Source organism: Veillonella sp. KGMB01456, assembly GCF_023051165.1.
In the GTDB taxonomy this organism is placed as follows: domain Bacteria; phylum Bacillota; class Negativicutes; order Veillonellales; family Veillonellaceae; genus Veillonella_A.
This window is the reverse complement of record NZ_JALKIG010000001.1, coordinates 89,881-114,769: the sequence shown is the minus strand read 5'-3', so window position 1 is coordinate 114,769 and position 24,889 is coordinate 89,881. Positions and strand designations below refer to the sequence as shown.

22 protein-coding genes are annotated in these 24,889 nt (G+C 43.4%); 6 read left to right on the top strand and 16 right to left on the bottom strand.

Annotated features, from left to right (window positions below):
• The first annotated feature begins 44 nt into the window (after positions 1-44).
• Positions 45-1,070 carry a biotin synthase BioB gene (bioB, locus tag MXE28_RS00615; protein WP_021842376.1) on the top strand — a complete coding sequence of 342 codons (1,026 nt, stop codon included), beginning with the start codon at positions 45-47 and terminating at the stop codon, positions 1,068-1,070.
• Positions 1,071-1,318: 248 nt separating this feature from the next.
• On the opposite strand, the gene MXE28_RS00610 is transcribed toward bioB, so the two are convergent.
• The 4 genes from MXE28_RS00610 to pta form a co-directional block, all read right to left on the bottom strand.
• The gene (locus MXE28_RS00610) at positions 1,319-2,629 is read right to left on the bottom strand and encodes a DUF445 domain-containing protein (RefSeq protein WP_247239697.1); all 1,311 of its coding nucleotides are present in this window, start codon (positions 2,627-2,629) and stop codon (positions 1,319-1,321) included.
• Positions 2,626-3,861: a DUF445 domain-containing protein gene (locus tag MXE28_RS00605; RefSeq protein ID WP_247239696.1), complete on the bottom strand. Its 1,236-nt coding sequence runs from the start codon at positions 3,859-3,861 to the stop codon at positions 2,626-2,628. Before MXE28_RS00605 ends, MXE28_RS00610 begins: the two co-directional genes overlap by 4 nt.
• A gap of 50 nt (positions 3,862-3,911) precedes the next feature.
• Positions 3,912-4,619 carry an MBL fold metallo-hydrolase gene (locus MXE28_RS00600; RefSeq protein WP_247239695.1) on the bottom strand — a complete coding sequence of 236 codons (708 nt, stop codon included), beginning with the start codon at positions 4,617-4,619 and terminating at the stop codon, positions 3,912-3,914.
• A 207-nt stretch (positions 4,620-4,826) separates the two neighbouring features.
• The gene (pta, locus tag MXE28_RS00595) at positions 4,827-5,828 is read right to left on the bottom strand and encodes a phosphate acetyltransferase (RefSeq protein WP_021840821.1); all 1,002 of its coding nucleotides are present in this window, start codon (positions 5,826-5,828) and stop codon (positions 4,827-4,829) included.
• 438 nt (positions 5,829-6,266) lie between these two features.
• Between pta and MXE28_RS00590 the strand changes: the two genes are divergently transcribed.
• From MXE28_RS00590 to bioF, 3 genes are all read left to right on the top strand, one after another.
• Positions 6,267-6,773 (top strand): hypothetical protein, encoded by a 507-nt coding sequence (locus MXE28_RS00590; RefSeq protein ID WP_021840820.1) that lies wholly within the window; start codon positions 6,267-6,269, stop codon positions 6,771-6,773.
• A complete protein-coding gene (locus tag MXE28_RS00585) occupies positions 6,763-7,521 on the top strand; it encodes a 6-carboxyhexanoate--CoA ligase (protein ID WP_156704557.1) in 759 nt (252 codons plus the stop codon). The genes MXE28_RS00590 and MXE28_RS00585 overlap by 11 nt, the downstream gene beginning before the upstream one ends.
• Positions 7,522-7,619: 98 nt before the next feature.
• Positions 7,620-8,792, top strand: coding sequence for an 8-amino-7-oxononanoate synthase (gene bioF / locus MXE28_RS00580; protein WP_247239694.1), 1,173 nt, complete (start codon positions 7,620-7,622; stop codon positions 8,790-8,792).
• Between the two features lie 150 nt (positions 8,793-8,942).
• On the opposite strand, the gene MXE28_RS00575 is transcribed toward bioF, so the two are convergent.
• From MXE28_RS00575 to MXE28_RS00530, 10 genes are all read right to left on the bottom strand, one after another.
• Positions 8,943-10,283 carry a metallophosphoesterase family protein gene (locus MXE28_RS00575; protein ID WP_247239693.1) on the bottom strand — a complete coding sequence of 447 codons (1,341 nt, stop codon included), beginning with the start codon at positions 10,281-10,283 and terminating at the stop codon, positions 8,943-8,945.
• Positions 10,284-10,463: 180 nt separating this feature from the next.
• Positions 10,464-11,090, bottom strand: a complete 627-nt coding sequence (locus MXE28_RS00570; RefSeq protein ID WP_021840816.1) for a fibronectin type III domain-containing protein — start codon at positions 11,088-11,090, stop codon at positions 10,464-10,466.
• Between the two features lie 651 nt (positions 11,091-11,741).
• Complete coding sequence (gene mglC, locus MXE28_RS00565) at positions 11,742-12,749, bottom strand: galactose/methyl galactoside ABC transporter permease MglC (RefSeq protein WP_021840815.1); 1,008 nt, start codon at positions 12,747-12,749, stop codon at positions 11,742-11,744.
• Positions 12,750-12,762: 13 nt separating this feature from the next.
• Positions 12,763-14,274: a sugar ABC transporter ATP-binding protein gene (locus tag MXE28_RS00560; protein WP_021840814.1), complete on the bottom strand. Its 1,512-nt coding sequence runs from the start codon at positions 14,272-14,274 to the stop codon at positions 12,763-12,765.
• Positions 14,275-14,341: 67 nt separating this feature from the next.
• On the bottom strand, positions 14,342-15,379 hold the full coding sequence (locus MXE28_RS00555; protein ID WP_021840813.1) for a galactose ABC transporter substrate-binding protein: 1,038 nt from the start codon (positions 15,377-15,379) through the stop codon (positions 14,342-14,344).
• 75 nt (positions 15,380-15,454) lie between these two features.
• The gene (locus MXE28_RS00550) at positions 15,455-16,636 is read right to left on the bottom strand and encodes an ROK family transcriptional regulator (RefSeq protein ID WP_021840812.1); all 1,182 of its coding nucleotides are present in this window, start codon (positions 16,634-16,636) and stop codon (positions 15,455-15,457) included.
• A gap of 20 nt (positions 16,637-16,656) precedes the next feature.
• Entirely contained in the window at positions 16,657-17,811 is a 1,155-nt protein-coding gene (locus tag MXE28_RS00545; protein WP_021840811.1) for a galactokinase, read from the bottom strand.
• On the bottom strand, positions 17,804-18,799 hold the full coding sequence (gene galT, locus MXE28_RS00540) for a galactose-1-phosphate uridylyltransferase (protein ID WP_247239692.1): 996 nt from the start codon (positions 18,797-18,799) through the stop codon (positions 17,804-17,806). The genes MXE28_RS00545 and galT overlap by 8 nt, the downstream gene beginning before the upstream one ends.
• A gap of 317 nt (positions 18,800-19,116) precedes the next feature.
• Positions 19,117-20,007 carry a helix-turn-helix domain-containing protein gene (locus tag MXE28_RS00535; RefSeq protein ID WP_021840809.1) on the bottom strand — a complete coding sequence of 297 codons (891 nt, stop codon included), beginning with the start codon at positions 20,005-20,007 and terminating at the stop codon, positions 19,117-19,119.
• Between the two features lie 334 nt (positions 20,008-20,341).
• Positions 20,342-20,890: an NADAR family protein gene (locus MXE28_RS00530; protein WP_247239691.1), complete on the bottom strand. Its 549-nt coding sequence runs from the start codon at positions 20,888-20,890 to the stop codon at positions 20,342-20,344.
• Between the two features lie 336 nt (positions 20,891-21,226).
• Here MXE28_RS00530 and MXE28_RS00525 point away from each other — a divergent pair, with 336 nt between their 5' ends.
• Positions 21,227-21,808, top strand: coding sequence for a hypothetical protein (locus MXE28_RS00525; RefSeq protein WP_247239690.1), 582 nt, complete (start codon positions 21,227-21,229; stop codon positions 21,806-21,808).
• A 404-nt stretch (positions 21,809-22,212) separates the two neighbouring features.
• Positions 22,213-22,710 (top strand): nitroreductase family protein, encoded by a 498-nt coding sequence (locus MXE28_RS00520; protein WP_247239689.1) that lies wholly within the window; start codon positions 22,213-22,215, stop codon positions 22,708-22,710.
• Between the two features lie 91 nt (positions 22,711-22,801).
• Here MXE28_RS00520 and MXE28_RS00515 read toward each other — a convergent pair whose 3' ends face one another.
• Together MXE28_RS00515 and MXE28_RS00510 are read right to left on the bottom strand one after the other, a co-directional pair.
• Positions 22,802-23,584: a cyclase family protein gene (locus tag MXE28_RS00515; RefSeq protein WP_021842672.1), complete on the bottom strand. Its 783-nt coding sequence runs from the start codon at positions 23,582-23,584 to the stop codon at positions 22,802-22,804.
• Positions 23,585-23,779: 195 nt separating this feature from the next.
• The gene (locus MXE28_RS00510; RefSeq protein WP_021842671.1) at positions 23,780-24,754 is read right to left on the bottom strand and encodes an alpha/beta fold hydrolase; all 975 of its coding nucleotides are present in this window, start codon (positions 24,752-24,754) and stop codon (positions 23,780-23,782) included.
• Positions 24,755-24,889 lie beyond the last annotated feature (135 nt).

The following is a 24,889-nucleotide window of genomic DNA, read 5'->3' as shown; positions in this document are numbered from 1 at the left end:
CAGGTAGAGCGGGATAAACTAAAGAAATACAGAGGTGTAGGTTCATGACAACAAAACAAACTATTGGCTATGAAGAAATTATTGCGTACGCCCAACGCATCTTAGATGGTGGTGAAATCACGCCAAAGGAAGCTGAAGAATTAATTCATGTTTCCGACGAAGATACAATGATTTTATTGGCTATGGCCGATAAAATTCGTCAAAAATTCAGCGGCAACGAAGTTGACCTTTGTGCGATTGTTAACGCACGTTCCGGCAAATGCCCTGAAAACTGTAAATTCTGCGCCCAATCGGCTCATCACGAAACAGGCGTTACCGTATATCCGTTTATGAGCGAAGAAGATATCGTTGAACACGCTCGTAAAGCAAAAGAAGCCGGTGCTATCCGCTTCTCCATCGTAACCAGCGGTCGTAACACCAACAATCCTAAAGAATTTGAACAGATTTTGAGTGCTCTTCGTCGTATTCACGAAGAAACAGGTCTTGAAATTTGCTGTTCCTTAGGTCTTCTTACTTACGAACAGGCTGTTCAGTTGAAAGCTATCGGTGTAACTCGTTACCATTCCAATATCGAAACGGCACCAAGCAACTTCCCTAACATTTGCAGCACTCACAACTTTGCTGACAAAATGTCCACCATTGAAAACGCTAAAAAAGCAGGCATCCGCGTATGCTCCGGCGGTATCCTCGGTCTCAATGAAACCTTGGAACAACGCGTTGAAATGGCTTATGAATTAAAACGTCTCGGCATCGATTCCGTGCCGCTCAATATTTTGAATCCAATCAAAGGCACTCCATTTGAACACAACAAACCATTGCCTCCATTGGAAATTTTACGTACTTTCGCCATGTTCCGTTTCGTATTGCCACATGCACAGATTCGTACAGCCGGCGGTCGTGAAGTTAACCTCCGCGACTTACAGGCCTTAGCATTATCCGGCGGTCTCAACGGTATCATGGTAGGCGGTTACTTAACCACCGATGGTCGTTCCCCACTCCAAGACTTACAGATGATTGAAGACTTGCATTTGGAACGCACCGCGCCTCAACCTATTCAGACTCAGGCTTAATTCGTTAACACTTCATTGCCGGCAACTTCATCACAACAGTTTGCCACCCCACTTCATCAGTGACAAGCTGACAACTAACTTCATCTCCGGCAATGAATGTTTATAAAAAATTTTTCATTAACTTTCTTCAAACACGCTACAATATTACAACCTAAAAAGGACCCTTCACAGGGTCCTTTTTAGGTTAACAAAAACGGTCTCACTCCTAAGCGAAGTAAGACCGTTTATTTTTTCACTACAAAATATTCTTATAATCCCCACAAAGCCAAAAGCGGTTCATAGATAAAGTGTAAGAAACTCCAAGCGCCGAGGCCGCATACAGCACCTACCAAAGCACCGTTAATACGGATCCAGCTCAAGTCATCCTCTACTTTCGATTCGATGAAATAGATAAACTTCTCTGTGCTGAGTGAGCCCAGTACCTGTCGCACAATGACGCCCAGTAGCGCATGACTGCGCAATAACACATAACCGGCCATGTGCTGACACATGTTTTCCAATTTAGCTTCCAATTCCGGATTTTTACTGTAAACAGCCCACAACTCCTGTAACGACTGTTCCAATACATTAACCGGTGTACCTTCTTCAAAGGTATCTTCTTTATCCGACATGTGGATTACATTATGAATGTACGGACACACATAACTTTCCAAAACAGCTTCCCAATCTTGTTCGTCAATCCAGCGTTGCCACACATCGTCGATAGCTTTACCGACGGTGCTGTTATAGGCCAATTCCTGCAAAGGACCAAGCCACTGCTGCATCCACACAAGACGCTCCGTGCTGCCCGGTTGTTTCCACCGCTCCAATATCATGTAGAGCTCGCGCAACATGGCCATGGCCATATCGCGGGCATTAATAATGTCAAAGGTTTCCGAAGCACCAATAAGAATGGCGGACAGAATATTTTCCTTACGAGCCTGAATCTCACGATCAATCGTATTCGTAAGCCAGAACAAAACTTGCGGTTTATCGAGAGCTTCCTGCAGCAGCATGATGCCCTTAATAATCGTAGTTTCGTGCTTATTGGTTTTACAAACATCCGTTAAAAACTGCTGTAAAGGTCCCGTAATCGACTGGCGATGCAAGAAATAACGAAGTTTCTCAGCACCCCAAGCAGCCCACTCCCTTTCACTGCGACTATGCCACACTACATGGAGCAAACTGCACAATGCCTTACGAATGTACTGACGGCCCTTATCACTCTTGATATAACCGTCAATATAAGGCACGAATTTCACCGACTTCAAAGCCCGCTGGCACTGGTCCAAAGTCAAAAGACGGGTTTCAATGAGGTTAACCAAACCGGAAATCATGCGCTCTTTATTGCGCGGAATGAGCGCCGTATGATACGGGAAGCCCAGCGGTTTACGGAATAAGGCAGTCACGGCAAACCAGTCCGCCACGGAACCGATAAGCGCCGATTGAACGAGCCAATATAAAGCTTCATACCAGGTAGCGGTAATGTAGAACTGCCCCACAAAAACCAGGGCGTATAAAACGGCGGAGCCAGCTAATATCCGATTAGCCCATACGCGATACGGTACACCACCAATCATAAGCTAACACCTCCTTGCACGAGTTGCGCCGCCACATAGAAGAGACCGCCCAACACAGCACCTACCAAGGAGCCGTTAATACGAATCATCTGCAAATCGTGATATAACTTACCTTTGATCAAATCGGCCAAGCGTTCCGGCGAATAGGAATTTAATTCACGCACTACCGATGTATCTACAAACGGCCGCAATTTACGAAGTAACGGAACCAGTTGATACAAAAGTAAACGTTCCAAACTCTGCATTTTGGCCTTATCCTGCAATAAACTGCGCGCATAAGATTCGGCTTCTTCTTGAGCCCGTTTGAAAATTCCCTGCCAAGCTTTAGTATCGCCGGCCATATCTACATCTTCCAAGGCATCCATAAGCCATGTATTCTTTTTGGTTTCTATGTACGCGCGCCACTCTTTATTGCGCTCCAGCTCAGATAAGAGCCAAAGCACCTTATTGTACACATACTGCCCCATGGGGGAATAAATCGATTCTTGCGAGCGTAAAAACTCCGTTGCTTTGCGCTGAATTAATTCAGCCACCCGTTCCGGTGAAAAACTGTCACTGCCGAGGGCTAACGCCAGCTCTCGCCAAAAGGAGTTTTCCGCATAACGGCTCATCATCGCTGCCACGATACCCGTAATATACGGCTGGATACCTTCAGAACCAATGAGTCGCTGCGCCATGCGATTAAGGTAGAGCCACAACGTCTCCGCCGTTTCATATTTCATCAAAAGATGACCAAAACGAATGAGGAGTGGTGCCACTTCCCAGTGCTCCACGCCCTGCTTAATAGCGCCTGTCACTTCCTTGCGAAGGGGTGCTCCGTCAAAGCGATTGCCTAACTGTGAACCTACTTCTTCGATGAATTGATTTAATTGTTTACGCCCGTCATCGCTCAAAAAGTACATGAGAATGCGCTTCGGCAACTGTTCTTTTTTAATAATCGTATATACCGGCTGAACTCTGAGGAGTTCTTCCACCATCATATAACGAGCCGTTTCCACCAAGCGGGCCTTACTGCGCGGTATAAGGGCCGTTTTATACGAAATGCCTAAAGGCTTTTTAAATAATGCGGTCACCGCATACCAGTCAGCCAGGCCGCCGATCATGGCGGCACCGCTTACATGAGTCAAAAAGCCGAATAAGGGCTCTTGGCGAAACGGATAGACGCCTAAAAATATAATCATCATACAAAACAATAAGCCGGTGGCAATCGGCCAATCCGTTCGTCGTTTCATACTCAATCCTTTCGAACTATTCAATACTCTACTCACCAAACTCAATCGAATTATTCAATCCCATACTCTTCTAATTCAACGCTGTCGCCCGTATGTTTCGGACTCCAAACCGGCAAATGTTCATACAAGGATTTAAAGTATAACGAAGGTTCCCAAACCGGACCGTGACGATGCATCGGTACAAATAGTTTTGGCAAACGTCCTACTGCATGTAAGAACTCAAAGGCGCCCCATTCACGGGCCGCTTCCAAGCGATCGTCTACCGGGAACATGGCAAGATCCGGCGTGATGCCGGCAATACGTTTAAATTCCTTGGCCGCAAAATCACGAGCAAAGTCGATATTTTCCGGCGTATCACCGAGCCAATGCCACCAGTTCAAATCGCCGGCATGGAAAATCGTAGCATCACCGGTATCGATTAAGAAGGACCCGCCTTCATCGGTGGAGCCGTACATGGTAACTTTAAGGTCTTCAACGTACGTCGTATCCCCTACGGCCATAACCGTAGTTCGTTCTTTAGGCATATCTTTATGTGGCACGTCGGTATGCACGATGTAACGCGTTGTAGGGCTGTTAAAATCTAAAATAGCCGGCGAATAATGATCGCCATGCCAATGGGTCACGAAGAACCACAATACTTTACCTGCCGCTTGCGCTTTTTTGACAACCTGCGCTTCATCTTTCCAATAATCAAAGATATAGCAGGTATCACCGGCATCAAGCATAAAACCGCTGTGTTCTAAATAATATAGTTTCATAGTATCACCTCTACTTAAGAGTCATAGATTATAGTAAGCAAAATATCTTAGCCAAAACAGGTCTTAAGAATCGCCTTATTGATAATATTATTACTAACAACTTTTATTATACCATAAAACACAAGCTAAAAAACTCCGTTATTGTCAGAGTTTTTCAAAAACCTACTACAATAACGGAGTTTATTATTCATTCGCTATATGAAATTCTTATTCAACACTTTCAGCTGCGGCAATAGCTACAACATCAACGATATCAGTAGCGAAGCAACCGCGGGATAAGTCATGAATAGGAGCTGCCAAACCTTGAATCAATGGTCCAAGAGCGGTAGCACCGGCAAAACGTTGTACCAATTTGTAACCGATGTTAGCTGCCTGAAGGTCAGGGAAAATCAAGATGTTAGCTTTACCGGCTACTTTGCTGCCAGGAGCTTTGCGTTCGGCAACAGATGGTTCGATAGAAGCATCAAGCTGTAATTCGCCGTCGAAGTCGAAATCTACATTGCGTTCTTTCAACATTTCAACTGCTGCAACTACTTTATCTACTTCAGGAGAGGACGCAGAACCTTTAGTGGAGAAAGATAAGAAGGATACGCGAGGGTTAGCCATATTGCCAACTTTGCGAGCTTTTTCAACGGAAGACATAGCGATGTCAGCCAATTGTTCGGAAGTTGGGTTAGGGATAACGCCGCAATCGGAGAATACGAGCATACCGTCGTCGCCATATTGTTTTTTGTCAGAGAAAACAAACATGGAGCTGGATACGGTTTTAAGACCAGGTTTAGTACCTACAACCTGTAAAGCGGCACGCAATACATTAGCCGTAGGGCTGGCAGAACCAGCTACCATGCCGTCAACTACACCGAGGTGTACCAACATAGCACCGAAGAATAAGCAATCGCCAAGCATAGTGGCTTTTGCTTTTTCAGGAGTCATACCTTTTTTAGCGCGTTTTTCTACGAAAATGTCGATCATTTCAGGTAAACGATCATAAGTTTCAGGGTTGATGATTTCAGCACCGTCAACGTTGAAGCCTTCTTTTTGAGCCAATGCTTTAACTTCTTCAGGGTTACCAACCAATACAGGGGTGGCAAAACCTTCTTTAAGAATTAATTCAGTAGCTTCTAATACACGAGCATCTTTGTATTCAGGTAATACAATTTTCTTGCCTAATGGTTTTACTTTTGCTTTTAAGTTTTGTACTAATTCCACAATATCGTCCTCCTTGACTGTGAACGGTCCCCTTCAACGGACCTTTTATACTATTTTATTATATCAAATCTGCAACAGAGATTAAAGGGGCTCATGTCATATTACTTTTTGTAAATTGATATGACTTTTAGAGATAGGTCAATTGCTAATTCTACGCTTTAATCTGCAGGGATACGTTTTATCATCTAGTTGATAAAAATCTCTCCTGTCAAACTACTTGTACTTTTTAACATAAACGCTGATATAACTTTATTTTCCTACATTTTCTCTATGATATTCCTGAAAAAATTTGTACAAAAATTTCTTAAAATTCTCATTTACAGTATACACCGACTGGGGTATAATATTCTCAAATGTTAACCATTTTATCCGCAATAGGTTTACATAAAGGTTAACAATAGGTATTAGGGGTATTATTTTTAGAAAAGGGGTTTACGTATGAAAAATTCTAACATTCGTTTCATTTGCGAAATCGCCATCTTGGCCGCCATGATTGGGATTACAGGCGCTATTAAATTACCGAATGTGATTCCCGGCATAGAATTCCAGCTATCCGCGCCACTCGCCGTTGCCATCTGCTGTGTATTCGGCTTTAAACGCTATATCATTGCCGGTTGCTTAGCCAGTGCCATTTCCCTCATGTTGGGCACCCACAACTTATTAAATGTAGCGATTCAGATGCAATTCCGCGTTATTGCCGGGGCCGTTCTCTATTTAGGTCACCGAGCCGTCTGGTCCCAGGTAATTGCCGGTCCGATTGCTTCTATCATTGCCCGCCTCACCTTGGGTCTCTTCTTCGGTAAATTAGCTATGGCAATGATTCTTATGGCCGTACCGGGCTATATTTTTACCGCCATCTTCTCCCCACTCTTAGTCAAAGTGTTGTCCCGCGTTCGTCGCTCTGTTCCGGCACTCTCCGGAGGTGATAAGGCCAATGCTTTATAGTATTCGTATGCGTTCGGCTAAAGGCGGTGCCCATGAAAACGGCGGCCACCATATTTCCGGGGCCGAACGAATTTTAAGTAAAGAAGAGTTAGCGCAAACAGCCTCTGAACTCGTAACCAGAGCGTTAACTCACAGCAAAGGCTGTGCCGACTTTATCCGCATCACCATCGATGCCATCGAAGATGACGACATCGTATATAAACCGGCTTTAGACGTTGCCATCACCAAAGCCGACTCCGTAGCGGAAGGTCTCGAAGCTGCGTACCGTCTCCTCGAAACCTCCGGCATTAATCGCGAAGCCATTCAAAAAGCCCTCTTTACCCTTCGCAGTCAACCGGAAAACATGCGCGGTGCTTTAATCTGCAACGCCGAAACCGGTGAACGGATGGACGATTTGGGCCTCCGCGGCGTGCGTGTCAGCCGCATGGCCTTTGCCGATCCGGCTGACGCTATCCCTCACTTTGAAAAACAAGGTCATACCGGTGTTCACTTCGAAGAAGCGTTGGTACTGGCATCAAAAGTATTAGGCTATCCGGATATTCTCGGCGAATTTTGCGTCTCCGACGACCCGGACTACGCCGTAGGTTATGTAAGTTACGGCCACACCTATCACCGCTTAACGCCGGTCAAAGAACTGGGCGATCAACGAGGCGGTCGCATCTTTTTTGTAAAACCGGACACCGACCTCGACTCCTTGCGCCATTACTTGGAAGAAACTACCGTTTTGGTAACAATTGAAACGATTTAGCAAATTTTGTTATAATAAAGGTAGAAAATTTCAGAGAGATTATTATAATTAAAAACGTCTTTTTATCGTAGATTATTAATTATAAGCGGGGAGTTACTATGTTTAGAAAAGCCATCTGGGAACAAATGAATCAAGAGCTGGAAGTGCTCAAAGAAGAACATCGTTTTCGTCAATGTGTCGCCTATACGCCTATCGATAGCACGCATATCGAGTTGGACGGCAAAAAGTATTTAATGATGGCCTCCAACAATTATTTGGGCTTTACCCATAATGCGGATGTCATAGCGGCGGCCCAAAAAGCCATTGAAACTTACGGCACCGGATCCGGCGGCGCTCGCCTCACGTCCGGCACTAATCCGATGATTACGGAACTGGAAGAAGATTTGGCCTTTTTTAAAGGCACTACCAAAGCATTGGTTTTCAACACAGGTTACATGGCCAATGTGGGCACCATTTCCGGTCTCATGAGACCGGGCGATCACATCCTCAGCGATGAATTAAATCACGCCAGCATCATCGATGGTTGCCGTCTCAGCGGCGCCAACGTGCATGTATATCGTCACAGCGACATGAAACACTTAGACGAACTGCTTGCGGGCTTACCGGCAACGGGCAAACGACTCATTGTGACAGACGGCGTTTTCAGCATGGATGGTGACATTTGCCATCTCCCGGCCATTGTAAATTTAGCCAAAGAGCACGGTGCTTTGGTTATGGTTGACGATGCCCATGCGACCGGTATTATCGGCGAAGGCAAAGGGGTCGCTCATCACTTTGGCTTAAGCGATGACGTAGATATTCAACTGGGCACCCTCAGTAAAGCCCTCGGCAGTGAAGGCGGTTATGTATGCGCCAACGAGGTAATCATCAATACCTTAATTAATCACGCCCGCAGCTTTATCTTCTCCACCGCTTTAGTGCCGGCCGCCGTAGGCGCAGCCAAAGCCGCTTTAGCACTTTTGGAAAAAGAACCGTATCACATTGCGCAGTTGCGCGCCAATGTGCATGATATGTCTAAATATTTAGAACGTCACAATATTCCGGTGGCTCACAATGCCATTCCGATCTTCCCTATCATCGTAGGGTCTGATGAAAAAGCCTTGGCGGTTCAAGATCAATTATTCGAAAAAGGCATTATCTTGACGGCCATTCGCCCACCGACCGTGGCGCCCGGTGAAAGCTGCTTACGCCTAACCGTATCGGCGGACCATACTAAAGAAGAATTATGGTATGTAGCCGATACTTTGGCTGAAGCGTTGGGTAAACTATAACCGGAATCACTATAACAGCTAATACAAAAGGAAGTAACGATTTCATCGATGAAATCGTTACTTCCTTTTTACTTTATAAGACGTCACTATATGCGAAATTATACAATTATAAAGTTATTGCGAAATTAGGCAATTATAAAGTTACTTGCTTTATTTACGCAACGTAATCGAATCAAACTTCGTGCCGTCAGCCAAGTACGCATCAACGGTCAAACTGTTATTATCCTTATGAAGAACTAAGTAGTTATCCCCGTCAAGATAAGGTGACACATACTCATCCAGCGGATGGTCTTTCCAAATCTCAGCGTATTTCACATCACCCGCTACACCGGTAATGATATAGTAAGGCCCTTTTTCACTGCGTTGGAAGTTTTCCACATGGCCGCGACGGCGATACATATGATAATGGGCCGACAATACCATGTCCACATTGTATTTTTCAAAAACCGGCATGAATAATTCACCTATATCACTGAATCCGGCCGTCATGCGTGCCACCTTCGTATTCGGATAGCTGAAGGTATCACGGTGCATGAGTACTACTTTCCAAGGCTTAGTCGTAGCCGCCAAATCTTCTTCAAGCCATGCCATTTGTTCATTACGCACTTCATCGCGATAGCTTTCATTCATCTCGTTAAACTGCGTATTCAGCACCACGAAGTGAACATCGCCATAATCGTAGGAATAAAAAGCACGTCGGGAAGAATCGCCGGCAGCCTCGCTATAGGGCTCAGCCTTTGGTGCATCAAATTTAAAGAAATGGTCATACGCAGTCGGCTCTTTTATCTGCCAATCCAGCGAATAGTACTCATGATTGCCGCTAACGCCGACAAAAGGAATATTCGCAATCATAGGCTCCACCGCGCCAAACCAAGCGTCCCACTGATAAGCCGATTCACCATTATCTACAAGGTCACCCATGTTGACAAAAAACGTGGCTTCCGGATTTTCTTTATAGGCCGTGTTTACCAAGCTTTGCCACCCGCTATAGTCCGAGGACTGGGAGTCCGGAAAAATCAAGGCGGTAAAACTGCTTTCGTCCATCGTATGCAAGGTATGCCAACCTTTGGTAATCACATTTTTGCCCACCTGATATTCATAGGTTGAATTCGGCGTCAAACCGGTAAGCTCCGCCCGGTATATATAGCGCACCGTCTTATCTTCTTCAAAGCGTTCCATCGTAGCCGGTACAGTCTCAATCGTACTATCCGATGCGCCGGCTATTTTATAAAGTACCACCGGATCGGCTTCCGGTGCGTGCGTTTCCCACATGATAATGCGAGAGTGCGTCATGTCCGGCGTAATTAATTGCCGTACATACATAGCCTCAGTCCCCGCCTGCGGCATCAATTCATAATACAATGTCCGCCCTTGGCGCAACATACCGGAGCCCCAAGCAGTTGAGCTGATAATGACCCCCATGACAACAATCAGCACCGCCATTGCACTTACCCACGTAAACCAACTTTTACTTCTCTTTTTTTCTTCCATATATCGTTACTCCTCTTATCTCATACATGTGATCCCACATGATATCTCATACATGTTATCTCACACGTTATCTCACAAACTGTATACAACCAAACAGCTCATCGAATATCTTCAATATCTTATATAGTCATTATATAGTTTGAAGTTAACTTCAAGTCAAGAAGAATATGGAAAAAAATATTAAATATCATAACAAATCAGCGTATTCGGATGAACATCCGGACAATCATGATTCGGTCCATGCAAACAAAAATGGGTATCGTATTTCTTGACCCCTACAATCTGCACCGAACCGCTTGTCTTAGGGATAACCCAAGATTGCGGCTTATTTGTTTCAAGAAATGACATTTTATCCATCTTATGCGTACTAAAGGAGTGCCATTCACCATCGGTATGACCTTGCTTCCCCACCTGGAAAACATACTCTTGATTGGGCTCTAAATCGCACAAATCAACACGGTATACATAGCGAGTCGTCTGATTTTCTCTAATCTTGTCCGTCGTCGCCCACAAAGTTTTAGCCTCGCTATCAGCCTCACCTTTTAATTTATAGACAACCACAGCATTTGCTTCAAATTCAGTTGTTTCCCATAAAATAGTTCGTTTCGTGCCCATATCCGGCCCCACTAATTGCCTGATATATAGTGGCTTCGTTCCCGACATAGGCATATAGGCGTGATAAGCTGCATCAAGCCGTTCCCCCAAAGTGCGCCCGTCATCTCTCCCGATTATCCCTAAAAGCCAGCCTCCAAGAATCACTATGATTCCTATTAAGAAGACGGCTACCACAAATCCCGTACGCTTCATTGCATATTACTCAACTTTCTAGTATTACACGTACCAAAATCACCACACAAACACAAAAAACACTAATATGCTATAGCCGATTCCCATGGCTATAGCTCTATTAATGTATTTTGATTCTCTTGTCAAAAGCATACACTCGCCCATAATTAATCTGCCAAGGCTTATGCAAGCTCGATACATATACCGGTACAAGTATTGTTACTGGCATACGCATCATTGTTTCCCTATACCTAATTTATAAATATGCATACTTAACGCAAAGCAATACATATATTTTTAAAGCGGTTCTCAACTTTCGCTTCACGACTTCTTCAAATAACCTTTTTATATTATATAACATAAATAATATATCGTGCAATATTTATAATCAAATTTTACAATCAAATAATGCTACTTTCCACAATCAATAGTCATTCCTAATCGCTCTAAAATCTTGATTATCAAATAGTGCAACACATTTATACAAAGACAGAAAGCGCCGTTAATAAATGAAAAATTCATTCATTAACGGCGCTTTTTTAAACATCTTAATTAATTCATATTTTCAAAAATTACAATATGTAATCATGTTGGCATCTGCGTATATATACTCACAGGGTGTACATATATACGTACAGAATCATTTCGATTGACTACCTAATCTGTCGTCAATTATTTACGGGCCAAGTATTTACGTACGTCAACAGCTACGGCGATAACGATGATTAAGCCTTTAATGATGAGCTGCCAGTATGGGCCCATGCCTACGAAAGTGAGGCCATAGTTGATTACCGTAAAGATAAGTACGCCGGCAATGATGCCCGGTACCGTACCAACACCACCGGTAATGGATACACCACCTACAACGGCTGCGGCGATGGCATCCAATTCGTACATGTTACCATAGTTGTTTGTTGCACCACCGGTACGAGCGGCTTCCAAAATACCGCCTACACCATAAAGGGCGCCGGCAATTACATAAATGGCAATTAAGGTAGCACCTACGTTGATACCGGATACAACAGCTGCCTGAGCGTTGCCACCGATGGCAAACATGTTTTTACCAAGTACTGTTTTGTTATACACAATCCACATAATAAAGGAGATAACTGCAGCAATAATAACGATATAAGGAATCGTCATGAAGCCTAAATCCATAGCTCCGGAACCGAATACGGTAAATTCAGGACGTAAACCGCCGATTGGCTGAGAGTTGTTTGGCTCCATGTCAAAGTACAAGGAACAAACACCATAGGTCATAACCATAGTACCCAAGGTTGCGATGAACGGTACGATACGCAAGTACGCTACGATTAAACCGGACACCAAACCAACGCAAGCGCCTACGGCAATGGCGATAATAATCGGTAAGAAAGTCGGTAAATTTGGCGCCTGTTCAAAGAACGGATGCGGATAACTTGGCAACTGTGATAAAGACGCCGAAACAACCGCGGTTAAACCAACAACACGACCGGCTGACAAGTCACAGCCTGCGGTTATCAGAATCATAGCTGAACCAAGGGCAATAATAACACGCGGTGACGACTGAATTAAAATATCCCGAAAACTGGTCATTGATAAGAAATTAGGGCTATAAATTGATATAGCAGCTACCAATACAACGAGTACGATGTAGATAGCATTTTGTGTCATAAACTTGCTAACGCGAGATCCACTCATAAGTCATATCCTCCTATAATAAACCTGCCGTAGCAAGTTCCATGATTTTCTCTTCCGTTGCGTCTTTCGCATCCAGAATCCCTTCCATTTTACCGTTACTCATAACCATGATGCGGTCACTCATGCCGAGCAATTCGGACATTTCCGACGAAATCATGATTACGCTTTTGCCTTGGGTAGCCAAGCGATTGATAATCGTGTAGATTTCATATTTGGCCCCTACGTCGATACCACGAGTCGGTTCATCAAGTAAGAGGATTTCCGGATTCGTATTTAACCAGCGAGAAATCAATACCTTTTGCTGATTCCCGCCCGATAAGGATTGAATGCGGGTCTGCGTATCCGGCGTCTTGATACGCAAGGAGCTTACGCCTTCCTCCGTGTCGATTTCACGCAATCTGTCATTTAAGAGACCTACTTTATTGCGATACTTCGGCATGCAAGCCATCGTATTATTATCGACAATATTAAGCATCGGGAAAATACCGGTAGCCCGTCGTTCTTCGGTGAGGAGCGCGATATGATGTTTCTTCGCATCGCGCGGACTACGGATTTTAACTTCCTTGCCGTGGATAAAAATTTTACCATCCGCCAAGTGACGAAGTCCGAACAGAGCTTCAATAACCTCGGTTCGCTGCGCCCCTACGAGACCACCGATACCGAGAACCTCACCTTTACGAAGGGAGAAATTTACACCTTTGAAGGAATGGTCACGAATGGATGTCATATTTTCTACGCGCAATACTTCTTCCCCCGGTACATTGGTTTTCTCAGGGAAAAGTTGCGTCATTTCACGGCCAACCATGCGTTTAATAATGAGGTCCGTGGTCAATTCGTCTGACGGCCAAGTGCCTATATAATTACCATCACGCATAATCGTTACTTCGTCGGATATGCGGAGGATTTCTTCCATTTTATGAGATATATAAATAATGGCAACCCCTTTTGCTTTGAGCCCGTTTATGATTTTAAATAAATGCTCTACTTCATCACTGGTCAAAGAAGAAGTTGGTTCGTCCATTACGATAATGCGAGAGTGATGCGACACCGCTTTAGCAATTTCAATACTTTGAAGTTTGGATACGGATAAGTTCCCAGCCAATTCCAACGGGTCAATATCAACATCTATTTCCTTAAAAAGAGCCTCTGTGTCGGCCTTCATTTTTTTATGGTCAACGAGTTTCAACGGACCATAACTTTTAAGCGGAAAACGGCCAAGCCATAAGTTTTCCATAACAGTCTGTTGTAATACAGGATAGAGCTCTTGGTGAATCATAGAAATACCAAGGCCTAATGCGGTACGGGAATCGGTAATGTCTACCTTTTCACCGTCCAGAATAATTTGTCCTTCATCTTGCTTGTAGATGCCGAATAAACATTTCATCAAGGTCGATTTCCCAGCTCCATTTTCGCCCATAAGCGCGTGTACCGAACCTGGACGGAGCCGCAGAGATACATCATTCAATGCTTTAACGCCGGGAAATGACTTTGATATATGTTGCATCTCTAAAATATATTCACTCATGCTTGCCCTCCTACCGGTTCAGTAAGTGAGGGAGGCCTGCAACAAGCCTCCCTACCTACTGCAATGACTACTTATCACCTAAGATTTGATCTGCATTTTCTTTCGTTACGATTTCGTAAGGAACCCAAATATATTGTTTGTCAACAATTTCAAAGCCTGTATTTTCTTTAGTTGGAGCTTCCCCTTTAGCCAATACGAGCATCAAGTTGAATACAGCATCGCCTTGTTTTTTCGCATTGTTAAGAACAGTACCTAATAAAGTGCCGTCTTTAAGAGCCTGTACTGCAGGAGCCGTAGCATCCACGCCTACAACCGGCATATATTTACCGTTCTGGAAGTAACCGGCAGCTTTCAATGCTTCGATAGCACCTAAAGCCATGTCGTCATTATTTGCGATAACTGCGTCAATCTTATCACCGTAGCTGGATAAGAAAGCAGCCATTTTTTCTTGACCTTTAACGCGGTCCCACATAGCTGTATCTTGTGCCACTTCTTGTACCTGAATACCTTCTTTTTTGAGGGATTCAATTACATATTTAGAGCGAAGTTCTGCATCCTGATGGCCCGGTTCACCTTTGATAAGTACATAGTGTAATACATTATCGTTGCTCTTATATGCTTCCGGATGTTTCTTGAAGTAATCAGCTAAGATTTTACCCTGCATTTCGCCGCTTTGTTCAGCTTTAGCGCCTACATAGTAAACTTTATCCCATTTAGCCATGTCTTCTTTTAATGGTTCACGGTTAAGGAATACTAAAGGAACATTAGCTGCTTTAGCTTTGTCGATAATCCCGCCGGCTGCCGGACGGTCAACAATGTTAACCCCGATGGCTTTGTATTTCTTGTTAAGGAACAAGTCAACTTTTTCATTTTGTGTAGGCTGCGAGTTCTGGCTGTCTACGATATCAACTTTAGCTTTGCCTTTAGCATCAGCATCGATACGCGCACGTACACCGCTCATAAAGGTATCATCAAACTTGTAAATAGCCACACCTACTTGTGGTAAATCACCACTGCCGGATGTGGAATCACTGCCACAACCTGCCACTACTAAGGTACCTACTGCGAAGGTAGCCAACATTGCTGCTTTCCATGCCTTTTTCACGAGAAATTCCTCCTTTGAGACGAAAATGTAGACTCTATAATTCGCTTTCTTCTAGCGTATCTACCAACTGTTCGTTTAACGCCCATTGAGCCATACTTCACCGGCTCTGCGGCTGCTGACAATATCCACCATGCCCAGCAATGTGTAATAACTACCGTTGCCGGAGTAAACCAAATCGACGGATTGTGCCCGATGTAAATTCTTTTCCAATACGGTACGTAATATCGGATCCATGGTCCCCACCGCATTGCCCATAGCGCTACTTACGACAATGCGCTGCGGGTTAATCATGTTATATAAATTAGCTAAGGTAATGCCTAAGTATTTGCCTACCCGATTCAAGGCTTCCAAACAAATTTCATCGCCTTCCACGGCAGCCTCATAAATAGGTTCTACCCGGAATGCATCATTTATAATGGCTCCATTGTCAGTTACTTTGGATAAGCGACCTTTTTTGATTTCCGTCAACACATACTCCCGAATGGCTGTTTCCGATGCCACTTCTTCTAAACGTGTGAAGGAATCCTCTTTTGTTTCATCAATATCGATGACGGAGTAACCGATTTCGCCGGCATAATCATTGTAACCACGATAAAGCGAGCCGTGATAAATCAAAGAGGCGCCGAGACCGTAGCTGAATTTCAAAACCAAGAGGTTTTCAATGCCTTTGCCGCTGCCGTAATAATATTCGCCGGTAGCTAAGCAGCGCACATCATTTTCCACATAAGCCGGTAATTGGAACCGTTCTTCCAAAATGTACTTGAACGGAATATTGGACCATTTACCGTTTGGTGAAAAAATGGAAATTCCTTTTTGCGAATCCACGGGGCCGCGTAAGATGAGGCCGATAGCAGCAATCGTCCAACGCATATCCTCAATGATATCTTCGATACAATGATAAATCGTATTTAATATTTCTTCTGATGAAAGGCCGATAATCGACTGTTGCATCTGATATAAAATAATGCCCCCCGATTGCACTACATAACAAAATACATTATGAGTACGTACGTGAACCATCAGCATCATTTCTTTTTGCTCATTAAATTTCAACAGCATCGACGGCCGCCCCAATGCACTGCGCTCCTGTCGATCTTCATAAATAAGACCTTTTTCAGCCAACGTACTGCAAATATTGGTTACCGTCGGTGGTGTAATGCCCGTATTACGAGCAATAATTGCTTTTGAAACAGAGCCGTTACGACGTATATAATTTAAAATTATTTCGTCATTATTGAGTGCCTGTTTAGTTTGCATCTTGTCCCCTTCCCGAAAGCCTATAAATTATATACGCCATCGCCTATCTCAGCATCATATAAGGTCGGTACAGTGCCAATAGCCTCTTCATAAAGTTTTGGTACAGCTTCTTTAAAAGCCTCTACCTTATCGCTTGCTACCAAAGCAATCGCACAGCCCCCAAAACCGGCGCCTGTCATACGCGATGCCAAACAGCCCGGTTGCTTACGCGCAATCTCTACCATCGTATCCAATTCCAAACCGCTTACTTCATAGTCATAACGTAAGGATTCATGAGAAGCCGTAATAATTTCGGCAATCTTTGCCGTATTGCCTTCACGAAGGGCATCCATGAAGGCCATAACGCGTAAGTTTTCAGTGATCGCATGACGAGCACGGCGACGCAATACATCATCTTCGATGAGATCCAAGTCCTCTAAGGTACCCAGGGATAGGCCCGATAGAGGATGATGTTTTTGGATTTCTGCCAAAGCCGCATCACATTCACCTTTACGCTCGTTAAATTTGGAATCAACTAAGCCGCGTTTTTTATTGGTGTTCATAATGATGAGGTGGTAATCGCCCCAGTTAAGTGGTACATGTTCAAACTCCATAGCCGTACAGTCGAGGAGCACGCCGTGTCCTTCTTTGCCGTGGCTGATGGCGAATTGGTCCATGATACCCACTTTAACGCCTACGAAATTGTATTCAACCTGCTGTGCCATTTCTGCCAACTTCGTGCGGTCAATCGGCGTCTTGCCAAGATGTGTCCACAACATGTAACCCGTTAAATCGAGAATACAAGCAGAGGATGAAAGCCCCGCACCGGCCGGTAAATTACCACTGTAGAATAAATCCATCCCCTGTAAGGTGTAACCATCTTTTTTCAAATATTCAATGATGCCAAGCGGATAGTTGGCCCAATCATGAGCTTCATCGTAAACGAAATCATCATTAATATCTACCACAATCGTGGCTTCCATATTTTCAGAATAAAGACGAACTTTAGAATCGTCCCGCAGGCGCATAGCGCCCCAAATCCCGCAAGTCAGAGCGGCCGGAAACACATGACCGCCATTGTAATCCTGATGTTCACCAATGATGTTCACACGCCCCGGGGCAAAATAGCAATCAATGGGTTCTCCGGTATCGCCGAATTGCTCAATAAATTTAGCTATCAGTTCCTCTTTAGTCATTACTTTCTTCCCTTTCTATAATCTTCGTCACCAGCTTACGCAAAACCGGTGCCGTTTCTTCAACTGCGCTCGTATTGGCTGCGGCCCAAGCGCCCATTTCCGAGGAAGCATAGTATTTAATCTTATTAGCTTCTCTAAATGGCGGATAAAATTCAATATGGAAATGATAATAATCGTTAGCATCATCATATTCCGGCGAGTTAACCGGCCGTTGATGGTAAACCATCATGTACGGGAACGGTGCATTAAATAATTCGTCGAATGCGTGGGTAACCACTTTTAACATACGAGCCAAATCTTCTTTTTCTTTGGCCGTACATTCAGAAAGCATGCTGAAATGACGTTTCGGCACAACGAATACGCCGTACGGATAATCCGTAAAGAACGGAATATACGCTAAGAAACTGTCATTTTCGGCTACAATACGCAAATCCGATTTTTGTTCCGCTTGGTTCATCTGACAGAGCAAGCAACGCTGTGTTTCTTCATAATGGTCCTTACAGTTCTTAAGTTCCGTTTCAATCTTCTGCGGCACGAACGGATATCCGTAAATCTGTCCGTGAGGATGCGGCATCGTTACGCCTACGGCTTCCCCTTTATTTTCAAACGGATAGACATACTTAATCTTCTTATCCGCTGCAAGAGCCGTACAACGATCCGAAATTAATTCCAACAGGTCGATAATATGGCCTACGTACAATTCATAGAATTTAACCGAATGACGCGGCGAGTACAAGATAACTTCGCACTTACCATGATTTTCTGCGCTCTTGTAAAAACCTGTTTCATCCACAAACGGTGCTTCCGGATGTTGGGTTAGAGCCGGAAAATCATTATCATAGGCATACACGGTAAATTCGGATGGTACCTTTTTCCCTTCTCCCGGGCAAAACGGGCACCAATCTTTTGGCATAGTGGGACGTAATTTACGGTTTGACGCTACCATCGTCCATGTGCCGAGCAATGGATTCCATCTTAGTTCTGACATAATCTCCGCTCCTCACATTTAATAAACTACTTAAGAAAATATATTACAAATATATTTTCGCTCATGATTGCTATTTTTTCAAGTAAAATTTTACAAAAACTCATACCTATTTGACATACATTTTACTAAACTCAAAAAGAGGTCATAAAACCGCATTATTACTGCAGTCTTACAACCTCTTAAGTCTGTTTTTTATAATTTTTTATTCAAATTTTAAGTAAATTAGTTAATTTCTTAATTAAGTATTATCCAAAAACATATATTAAACAATTAAGCAAAGTGCTCATTTAATATAAGTAAAATACGCATGTAATTGGTTATTTCTTAGCCACAGCCGCCATGAGCGCTTTAATATCCGTGCCTTCGGCCACCATGCGCCAAGTTTCCAGTTCATCACTATCAACCAATAAATAGAGGTACGCCCACACGATGCGGTTATAGCGTCTGAAATCAGTAACAACCTTGACCACCTTCGACACAATGCCCACATCTTTGGCCACATCTTCAATCGTCTTCAAAAGCTCTACGGTATGACCGTTGGCAATCGCTTTCACGCAAGACGTAATCACTTGACCCAAACGTTCATGCAAAGCCCCTTCTACATCGGCAACGCCGCGTGCTTCAAAAATCTTGCGCAATTTGGAGCGAACCAACATGGCTTCTTCCGAACCGATATGCATGAAGACAATACTCATCCCCTGATCATCCAAACGTTCACCGAAGAGACGATTCATGCCCGCTTCGCTGATGAGGAACGTGCCGTCACTGTTGCGACATTCTCTTTCGTTAAAACGATTGAGGCCGCCCCCTTGACACGCTTTAATAACAGCCGTCAAACCAACTTCCCAAATTTTGGCCGCTTCACTGTCCGTAAATACTTGCTCTACCACCGACTTAGGCGTTTTCACAACCGGCTTTTTATTGGCCAACGCCGCTAACGTAGCAATACTATGCTCTTCAAAATATGGCTTTTCAAATTCATAGCGCGCTTGCGCCACCATCTGTAACAATACATCATCCGGCTTTTCAGCATAACGACCATCGAATGCATCCTTGCCGTACCAATTAACTACTACGTCGTCAATCACAACTAATTGCAGTGTATCATGCACAGACAATGTGCCTTTTTCAAGCGCCTTGCTCACTTGAGCCGCCAATGCCAAATACCCTTTTCTCATAGCCTCTGAATCACAACGAAATTCTCGCATAATACACATCCTTCCTGCCGAACAGTGTTAATGTCCGTCGTTTCTTTCTGCTTACTATTCTTCACACTAAATTCATCTTAATTATTTCTATTTTAATCAAAAATTTAGATAATCTACTACATCTTATAATAACAGTAAAAAACATTATGCGCTAGTGTTAATATCAAATAAATCATAGGTATTATGCATTTAGTGAATCTTGAGGCACTATGAGCATTCCCAGCGGGTATTTCGTGGTACTTTGTCCACACAGAATATGCAATTTTATAAATTCTTAACCTTTTTCATCTTTAAGCAATGCATTGCCCTTCATTAGTTATATTAATTTTCTTGCTCAATTTTCTTGTTCAAATTCCCCCTTTAAACCAGTCTTTATTTCCTCGCGAACGCGCATCAGTATTTTCCCCAAATTATTCTCCCCTTCGCCATCGACCATGCCCCAGAAGGTATCGCCCCAATCATTGCCTTCTATCAGCATTCTATCGCGCGTTGCCAACAGTTTAGCCTGCAATTTTTCATTCTGTAAAAACTTAGCTTTAACTATGTCATACATGACCCGCAACTTAACGTTCTCCCAATCAGCACGGATGGGCTTCATATTGCGCCCTATGCGCCGTGCAAAGTCAGGCCGCTTCACTCTTACCATTTTCATACGCTGCAAGTCCGTCGCCGCTTTAGCACCTTGATACGCCGCCTCCGCCGAATAATACGTGTCGCCCATATAAAATACCTTATAAGTACTAAAATTCGAAAGAAAGCTATAGGTCCCTCTAAAACGATCAATCACCGGTGGTATCTCATCGTCGCGAAGTTTCAAAATGTCCTTGCGCGAGTAAGTCGGTTTAGTAGCTTTTTTCTTATCATCCGTCTTTTTAATAGCCATACTTGCCTCCCTTACAAATAAAATACTATTTTTAAAAAGTAAAAATAACCTTTAGACACATTACGACTTAAAGGCTATTTATATCATATAAGAGATGGCTCTATTGCACTATAAATGAGTAGTTCAAATGACTAAATACAAAATTATAGTTGCCTCAATAACTACGTGAAAACTTTGTTAACACAAATCAAATCTCTAACTTTCGATAGTTGAATTACTAAAAATTTCGATTTTTTTAGTCCACTCCCTTGAACTCTTTGTTTTTATTGTGCTATAATAATATATAAAAAAATCGATATTCAAAATTTATTGATATTCGAAGGGAGATTATATATTATGAAATTACAAAAATTATTAGTATTAGGTTTAGCATTAACAACAGTTGCGGGCGTAGCTTCCGCTAAAACTTTACCGGCCGATCAATGGTACTGGGTACATTCCGACGCTGACTACACAACTCGTGTTAACGTTCCTTCCGTTAACTACGATGTAAATACAGATACTGCTGATTTCCAGGCAGCTGCCGTAAACCCTAACACAGGTCTTACTGATGTAGTAAACTACAAATTAGACTTCGCTAACAACACATTATACGCTTACCAGAAAGACGTATACCCTAACAACTCCGAAAACGTTCAGAGCACTTCCAACGCTAACGGTGCGGGCCATGCTATCCAGCCTAACACAGCTGACGCTGCTTTAGAAACTGTAGTAGCTAACCTTGTTAACCGTGACTACCAGTTGAAAAACAAACCGGACATCGCTATTACTCCGGCCGAAGCTCAACAGAAAAAAGTAGAAGACGCTAAAATTGCCGCTACTTGGCAGAACGCACAGGCTCAGAGCAACTTAGAAGCTCAGAAAACCGATATCATCATCGACAAAACTGACACTGAAGCTCAGAAACCTGCAAAATAATAAATAATAAGTATTACGTACTAAGGCATTTATTAATTTATATTTCGCCTTGTAATATAACTATTCTCTCTCAGTTGTACTTATTAAGCTGACAAACAATAGCCCAAGCGTAACAGCCGTATGCATTGGTCTATTCATATCATAAGAGGCAGTAACCATCCGAACCGACTCGGAGGTTACTGCCTCTTTTTGTGTCATCCTTCTTCGTATTGCTATGCCCCCTATTTCCTGCGGGACTGAACTTGACATAAAGTATATAATGAAATTAAGTAACACATTTAAGTATGTAAATATATTAAAGGTTAACAACTATGCCTTGCAAGCGCAAGAGATTAATATAGGAGCGTCGGTTTACAAAAGTTAGTATTAACTATTAAACAGTACAATTGTTAGGAGGACTCATCATGAACAGCATTTTCCACAGAACCAGTATCCGCAAATACGAAGATCGTCCGGTTGAACAAGAAAAAATCACTGAAATTCTTCGCGCCGGTATGCAATCTCCATCTGCGGTTAACCAACAGCCTTGGGAATTCTATGTGGTTACCAATCGAGAAGTGATTGAAAACTTAGCCCGGGTTTCCCAATATTCGCACTGCGTAGCCAGTGCCCCGGTTGTTATCGTACCGGTCTACAAAGTTGATGGAATTCCGGTACCATCAATGGCGCCGCTCGACATGACCATTGCGCAAGAGAACATATGGCTACAGACGGATGCCCTCGGACTCGGCGGTGTATGGATAGGCATTGCACCATTTGAAGATCACATGGAGTATGTAAGTAAAGCCTTGAACCTTCCGGCAAACCTAAAAGCGTTCTCCCTCTTCCCTTTGGGCTATCCAGCCGAAACGAGAAAACAGCAAGATCGTTTCTTTGAAGATCGCATTCATTATGTGAAGTAAATCCTCTAAATTATTTAAGGCGTTAATGCAAATCAACAGATGCATTAACGCCTTCTTTTCATTTATTAAGATTTAAGAACCTAATCTGATTTTATTCGTTTTCTACCAAGGCGAAGCAACGCGCCGCAAAGCCGGTACCGCCTTTCAATTTAGGGAAAGTTACAAAGATAACGGCTCCTACCGGTGGTAACTCATCCAAGTGAGCCAACACTTCCACCTGAATTCTATCCTGCGACAAAATATACTGCTCAGCCGGCAACGGATGGGAATCCGGTTGGAATGCTCGAATCGCCGCATCCGTATCGGCCGTTTCATGACCGATGGCGCCGATATTACGTTCTTTTACCAAAAACTCCAATGTGGGAATCGTCCAGCCCGGCGTATGAGGATTGCCGTCGGCATCCTTTTTCTGAAAATCATCGGCCGGCTGTTTATACCAATCGGTTCTAAAGGCAACAAACGCACCTTCCGGAATACGGCCGTACTGTTCTTCAAAGGCCAACACATCTTCAACGGATAATTCATAATCCGGATTTTCAGCTACTTCTTTGGATTTATCGATAACAACCAATGGATATACCATTTCATCAACACGAAGCTGCTCTTGCGTACGCCCCTTCGGATCAAAATGAATCGGTGCATCCACATGCGTACCGTACTGACCTACGACAGTGTATTCCTTAATCTGCATAGGCGCTTCCGTCCAAGTGTCACCGTCTTTTTTATTTTCGGGATAATCATACAAAGTCGTTTCTTTTAGCGGCTTAAAACCCCACCAATGCGGTGTTTCCGGACTTAGTTCATGCGTCAAATCCACAAAGCGATACTTCGGCGACTTCCAAGCCGCCACCTGTTCCCACAATCTTAAACTCATACTCTCTCCTCTTTTCTTTTGAAAAAAATTCTCTAATCTCTCATTGCACCAAAACAACGTTTATATAAGTGCACTTTCATCCCCCGGCGTCTGTTAAACATTTGTTTTTGTGTAATAGATATATTATACCATTAAAATTATAGGAATAATAGTTAACAACAGAAGAAAAACAGCTCTTTTCTCACATGTCTACACTTAGCTTAACCCCGCTAAAAATGCTTTCACCTTATCGAGCACTTCAATAATCTTTTCAAAAAACAACCGAATTTCGTTGAGATAACTATTAATCTTCAGATCCGTATCATCCGTACGATTTACATCTTGCTGCACGGACTGCACTATCCCGCGCGCTATGGCAGGCATATTTTGTGAAAACTCATGATCATAGCCCTCCACGATTTCAAGCGTGCTATGCTTATAAATTTCAACAAAACGCTGCGCATACCGTGGCGGCACTACCGTATCCTCCTTTCCCTGAATGATAGTCACCGGCCCCGTATACAGCTTGGCCGTATCATACAAAGGCAGACTATAAGCCGTTTTAAAATAATCACGGCCTACGTGTAAACCGCTAGGCAACTCAATGTATTCCGGCATAGTATCCGTGTCGAACTGTACACCAAAGAAGGCTCCCCCAATCGTTTTATCTACGATATTAGCGGCCGGAGCCAATAAAACCAACCCTTTCACCGCATCATTGCCATATTGCTCCGTTAACTCGCCGGCCAACATGCTGGCTACCACACCACCTTGCGAATGGCCGACCAGTAAAATATTCGTAACGCCCGGTAACGCTTTGGCGTACGCATAGACCTTCTTCGCATCTTCAATTTCATTCGGCACCGTCATGTCTTGAAAACGGCCTTCACTGTCACCGTGCCCGTTAAAATCAAAGCGAATGGAAGCAATCCCCGCTTTTTCTAAATATTCCGCCGTCAATTCCAGTAATTTATAATCTTTGCTCGCGGAAAAACCGTGCATCAAAATAACCAAGGGATAACTCTGAACCTTGTCCGGTGTTTGCAACACAGCCGACAAGGCGCCGTGGTCACCTTGAATCATAAGTCTTTCCGATTTAGCCTCAACACCGTTAAATGACACAGCCGTCATAAAGCTGATAAAGCCCACCAGCACCATGAGTACCGTCATTTTTTTCAGTATATATTTCATATGAGTAATCTTCCGTTTCTTTTTAAACATCTATTAATTTCCGAGAAAATTCTTGGTAAAAATCTCTAGTAGGAATTCTTGCTTGAAATTCGTAGTAATTTCCTTTTAAAACTTCCTTATAAAGTCTCCGTCAAA

Coding starts and splice junctions, on each gene's coding strand:
- MXE28_RS00600 (WP_247239695.1), bottom strand. CDS start 4,619: ATGAAACTATATTATTTAGAACACAGCGGTTTTATGCTTGATGCCGGT.
- MXE28_RS00510 (WP_021842671.1), bottom strand. CDS start 24,754: ATGAAATATATACTGAAAAAAATGACGGTACTCATGGTGCTGGTGGGC.
- MXE28_RS00560 (WP_021840814.1), bottom strand. CDS start 14,274: ATGAGTGAATATATTTTAGAGATGCAACATATATCAAAGTCATTTCCC.
- MXE28_RS00575 (WP_247239693.1), bottom strand. CDS start 10,283: ATGGAAGAAAAAAAGAGAAGTAAAAGTTGGTTTACGTGGGTAAGTGCA.
- bioF (WP_247239694.1), top strand. CDS start 7,620: ATGTTTAGAAAAGCCATCTGGGAACAAATGAATCAAGAGCTGGAAGTG.
- MXE28_RS00610 (WP_247239697.1), bottom strand. CDS start 2,629: ATGATTGGTGGTGTACCGTATCGCGTATGGGCTAATCGGATATTAGCT.
- MXE28_RS00570 (WP_021840816.1), bottom strand. CDS start 11,090: ATGAAGCGTACGGGATTTGTGGTAGCCGTCTTCTTAATAGGAATCATA.
- MXE28_RS00550 (WP_021840812.1), bottom strand. CDS start 16,636: ATGCAAACTAAACAGGCACTCAATAATGACGAAATAATTTTAAATTAT.
- MXE28_RS00605 (WP_247239696.1), bottom strand. CDS start 3,861: ATGAAACGACGAACGGATTGGCCGATTGCCACCGGCTTATTGTTTTGT.
- MXE28_RS00515 (WP_021842672.1), bottom strand. CDS start 23,584: ATGAGTTTAAGATTGTGGGAACAGGTGGCGGCTTGGAAGTCGCCGAAG.
- galT (WP_247239692.1), bottom strand. CDS start 18,799: ATGTCAGAACTAAGATGGAATCCATTGCTCGGCACATGGACGATGGTA.
- MXE28_RS00530 (WP_247239691.1), bottom strand. CDS start 20,890: ATGGCTATTAAAAAGACGGATGATAAGAAAAAAGCTACTAAACCGACT.
- MXE28_RS00545 (WP_021840811.1), bottom strand. CDS start 17,811: ATGACTAAAGAGGAACTGATAGCTAAATTTATTGAGCAATTCGGCGAT.
- MXE28_RS00525 (WP_247239690.1), top strand. CDS start 21,227: ATGAAATTACAAAAATTATTAGTATTAGGTTTAGCATTAACAACAGTT.
- bioB (WP_021842376.1), top strand. CDS start 45: ATGACAACAAAACAAACTATTGGCTATGAAGAAATTATTGCGTACGCC.
- mglC (WP_021840815.1), bottom strand. CDS start 12,749: ATGAGTGGATCTCGCGTTAGCAAGTTTATGACACAAAATGCTATCTAC.
- MXE28_RS00585 (WP_156704557.1), top strand. CDS start 6,763: ATGCTTTATAGTATTCGTATGCGTTCGGCTAAAGGCGGTGCCCATGAA.
- MXE28_RS00590 (WP_021840820.1), top strand. CDS start 6,267: ATGAAAAATTCTAACATTCGTTTCATTTGCGAAATCGCCATCTTGGCC.
- MXE28_RS00535 (WP_021840809.1), bottom strand. CDS start 20,007: ATGCGAGAATTTCGTTGTGATTCAGAGGCTATGAGAAAAGGGTATTTG.
- MXE28_RS00520 (WP_247239689.1), top strand. CDS start 22,213: ATGAACAGCATTTTCCACAGAACCAGTATCCGCAAATACGAAGATCGT.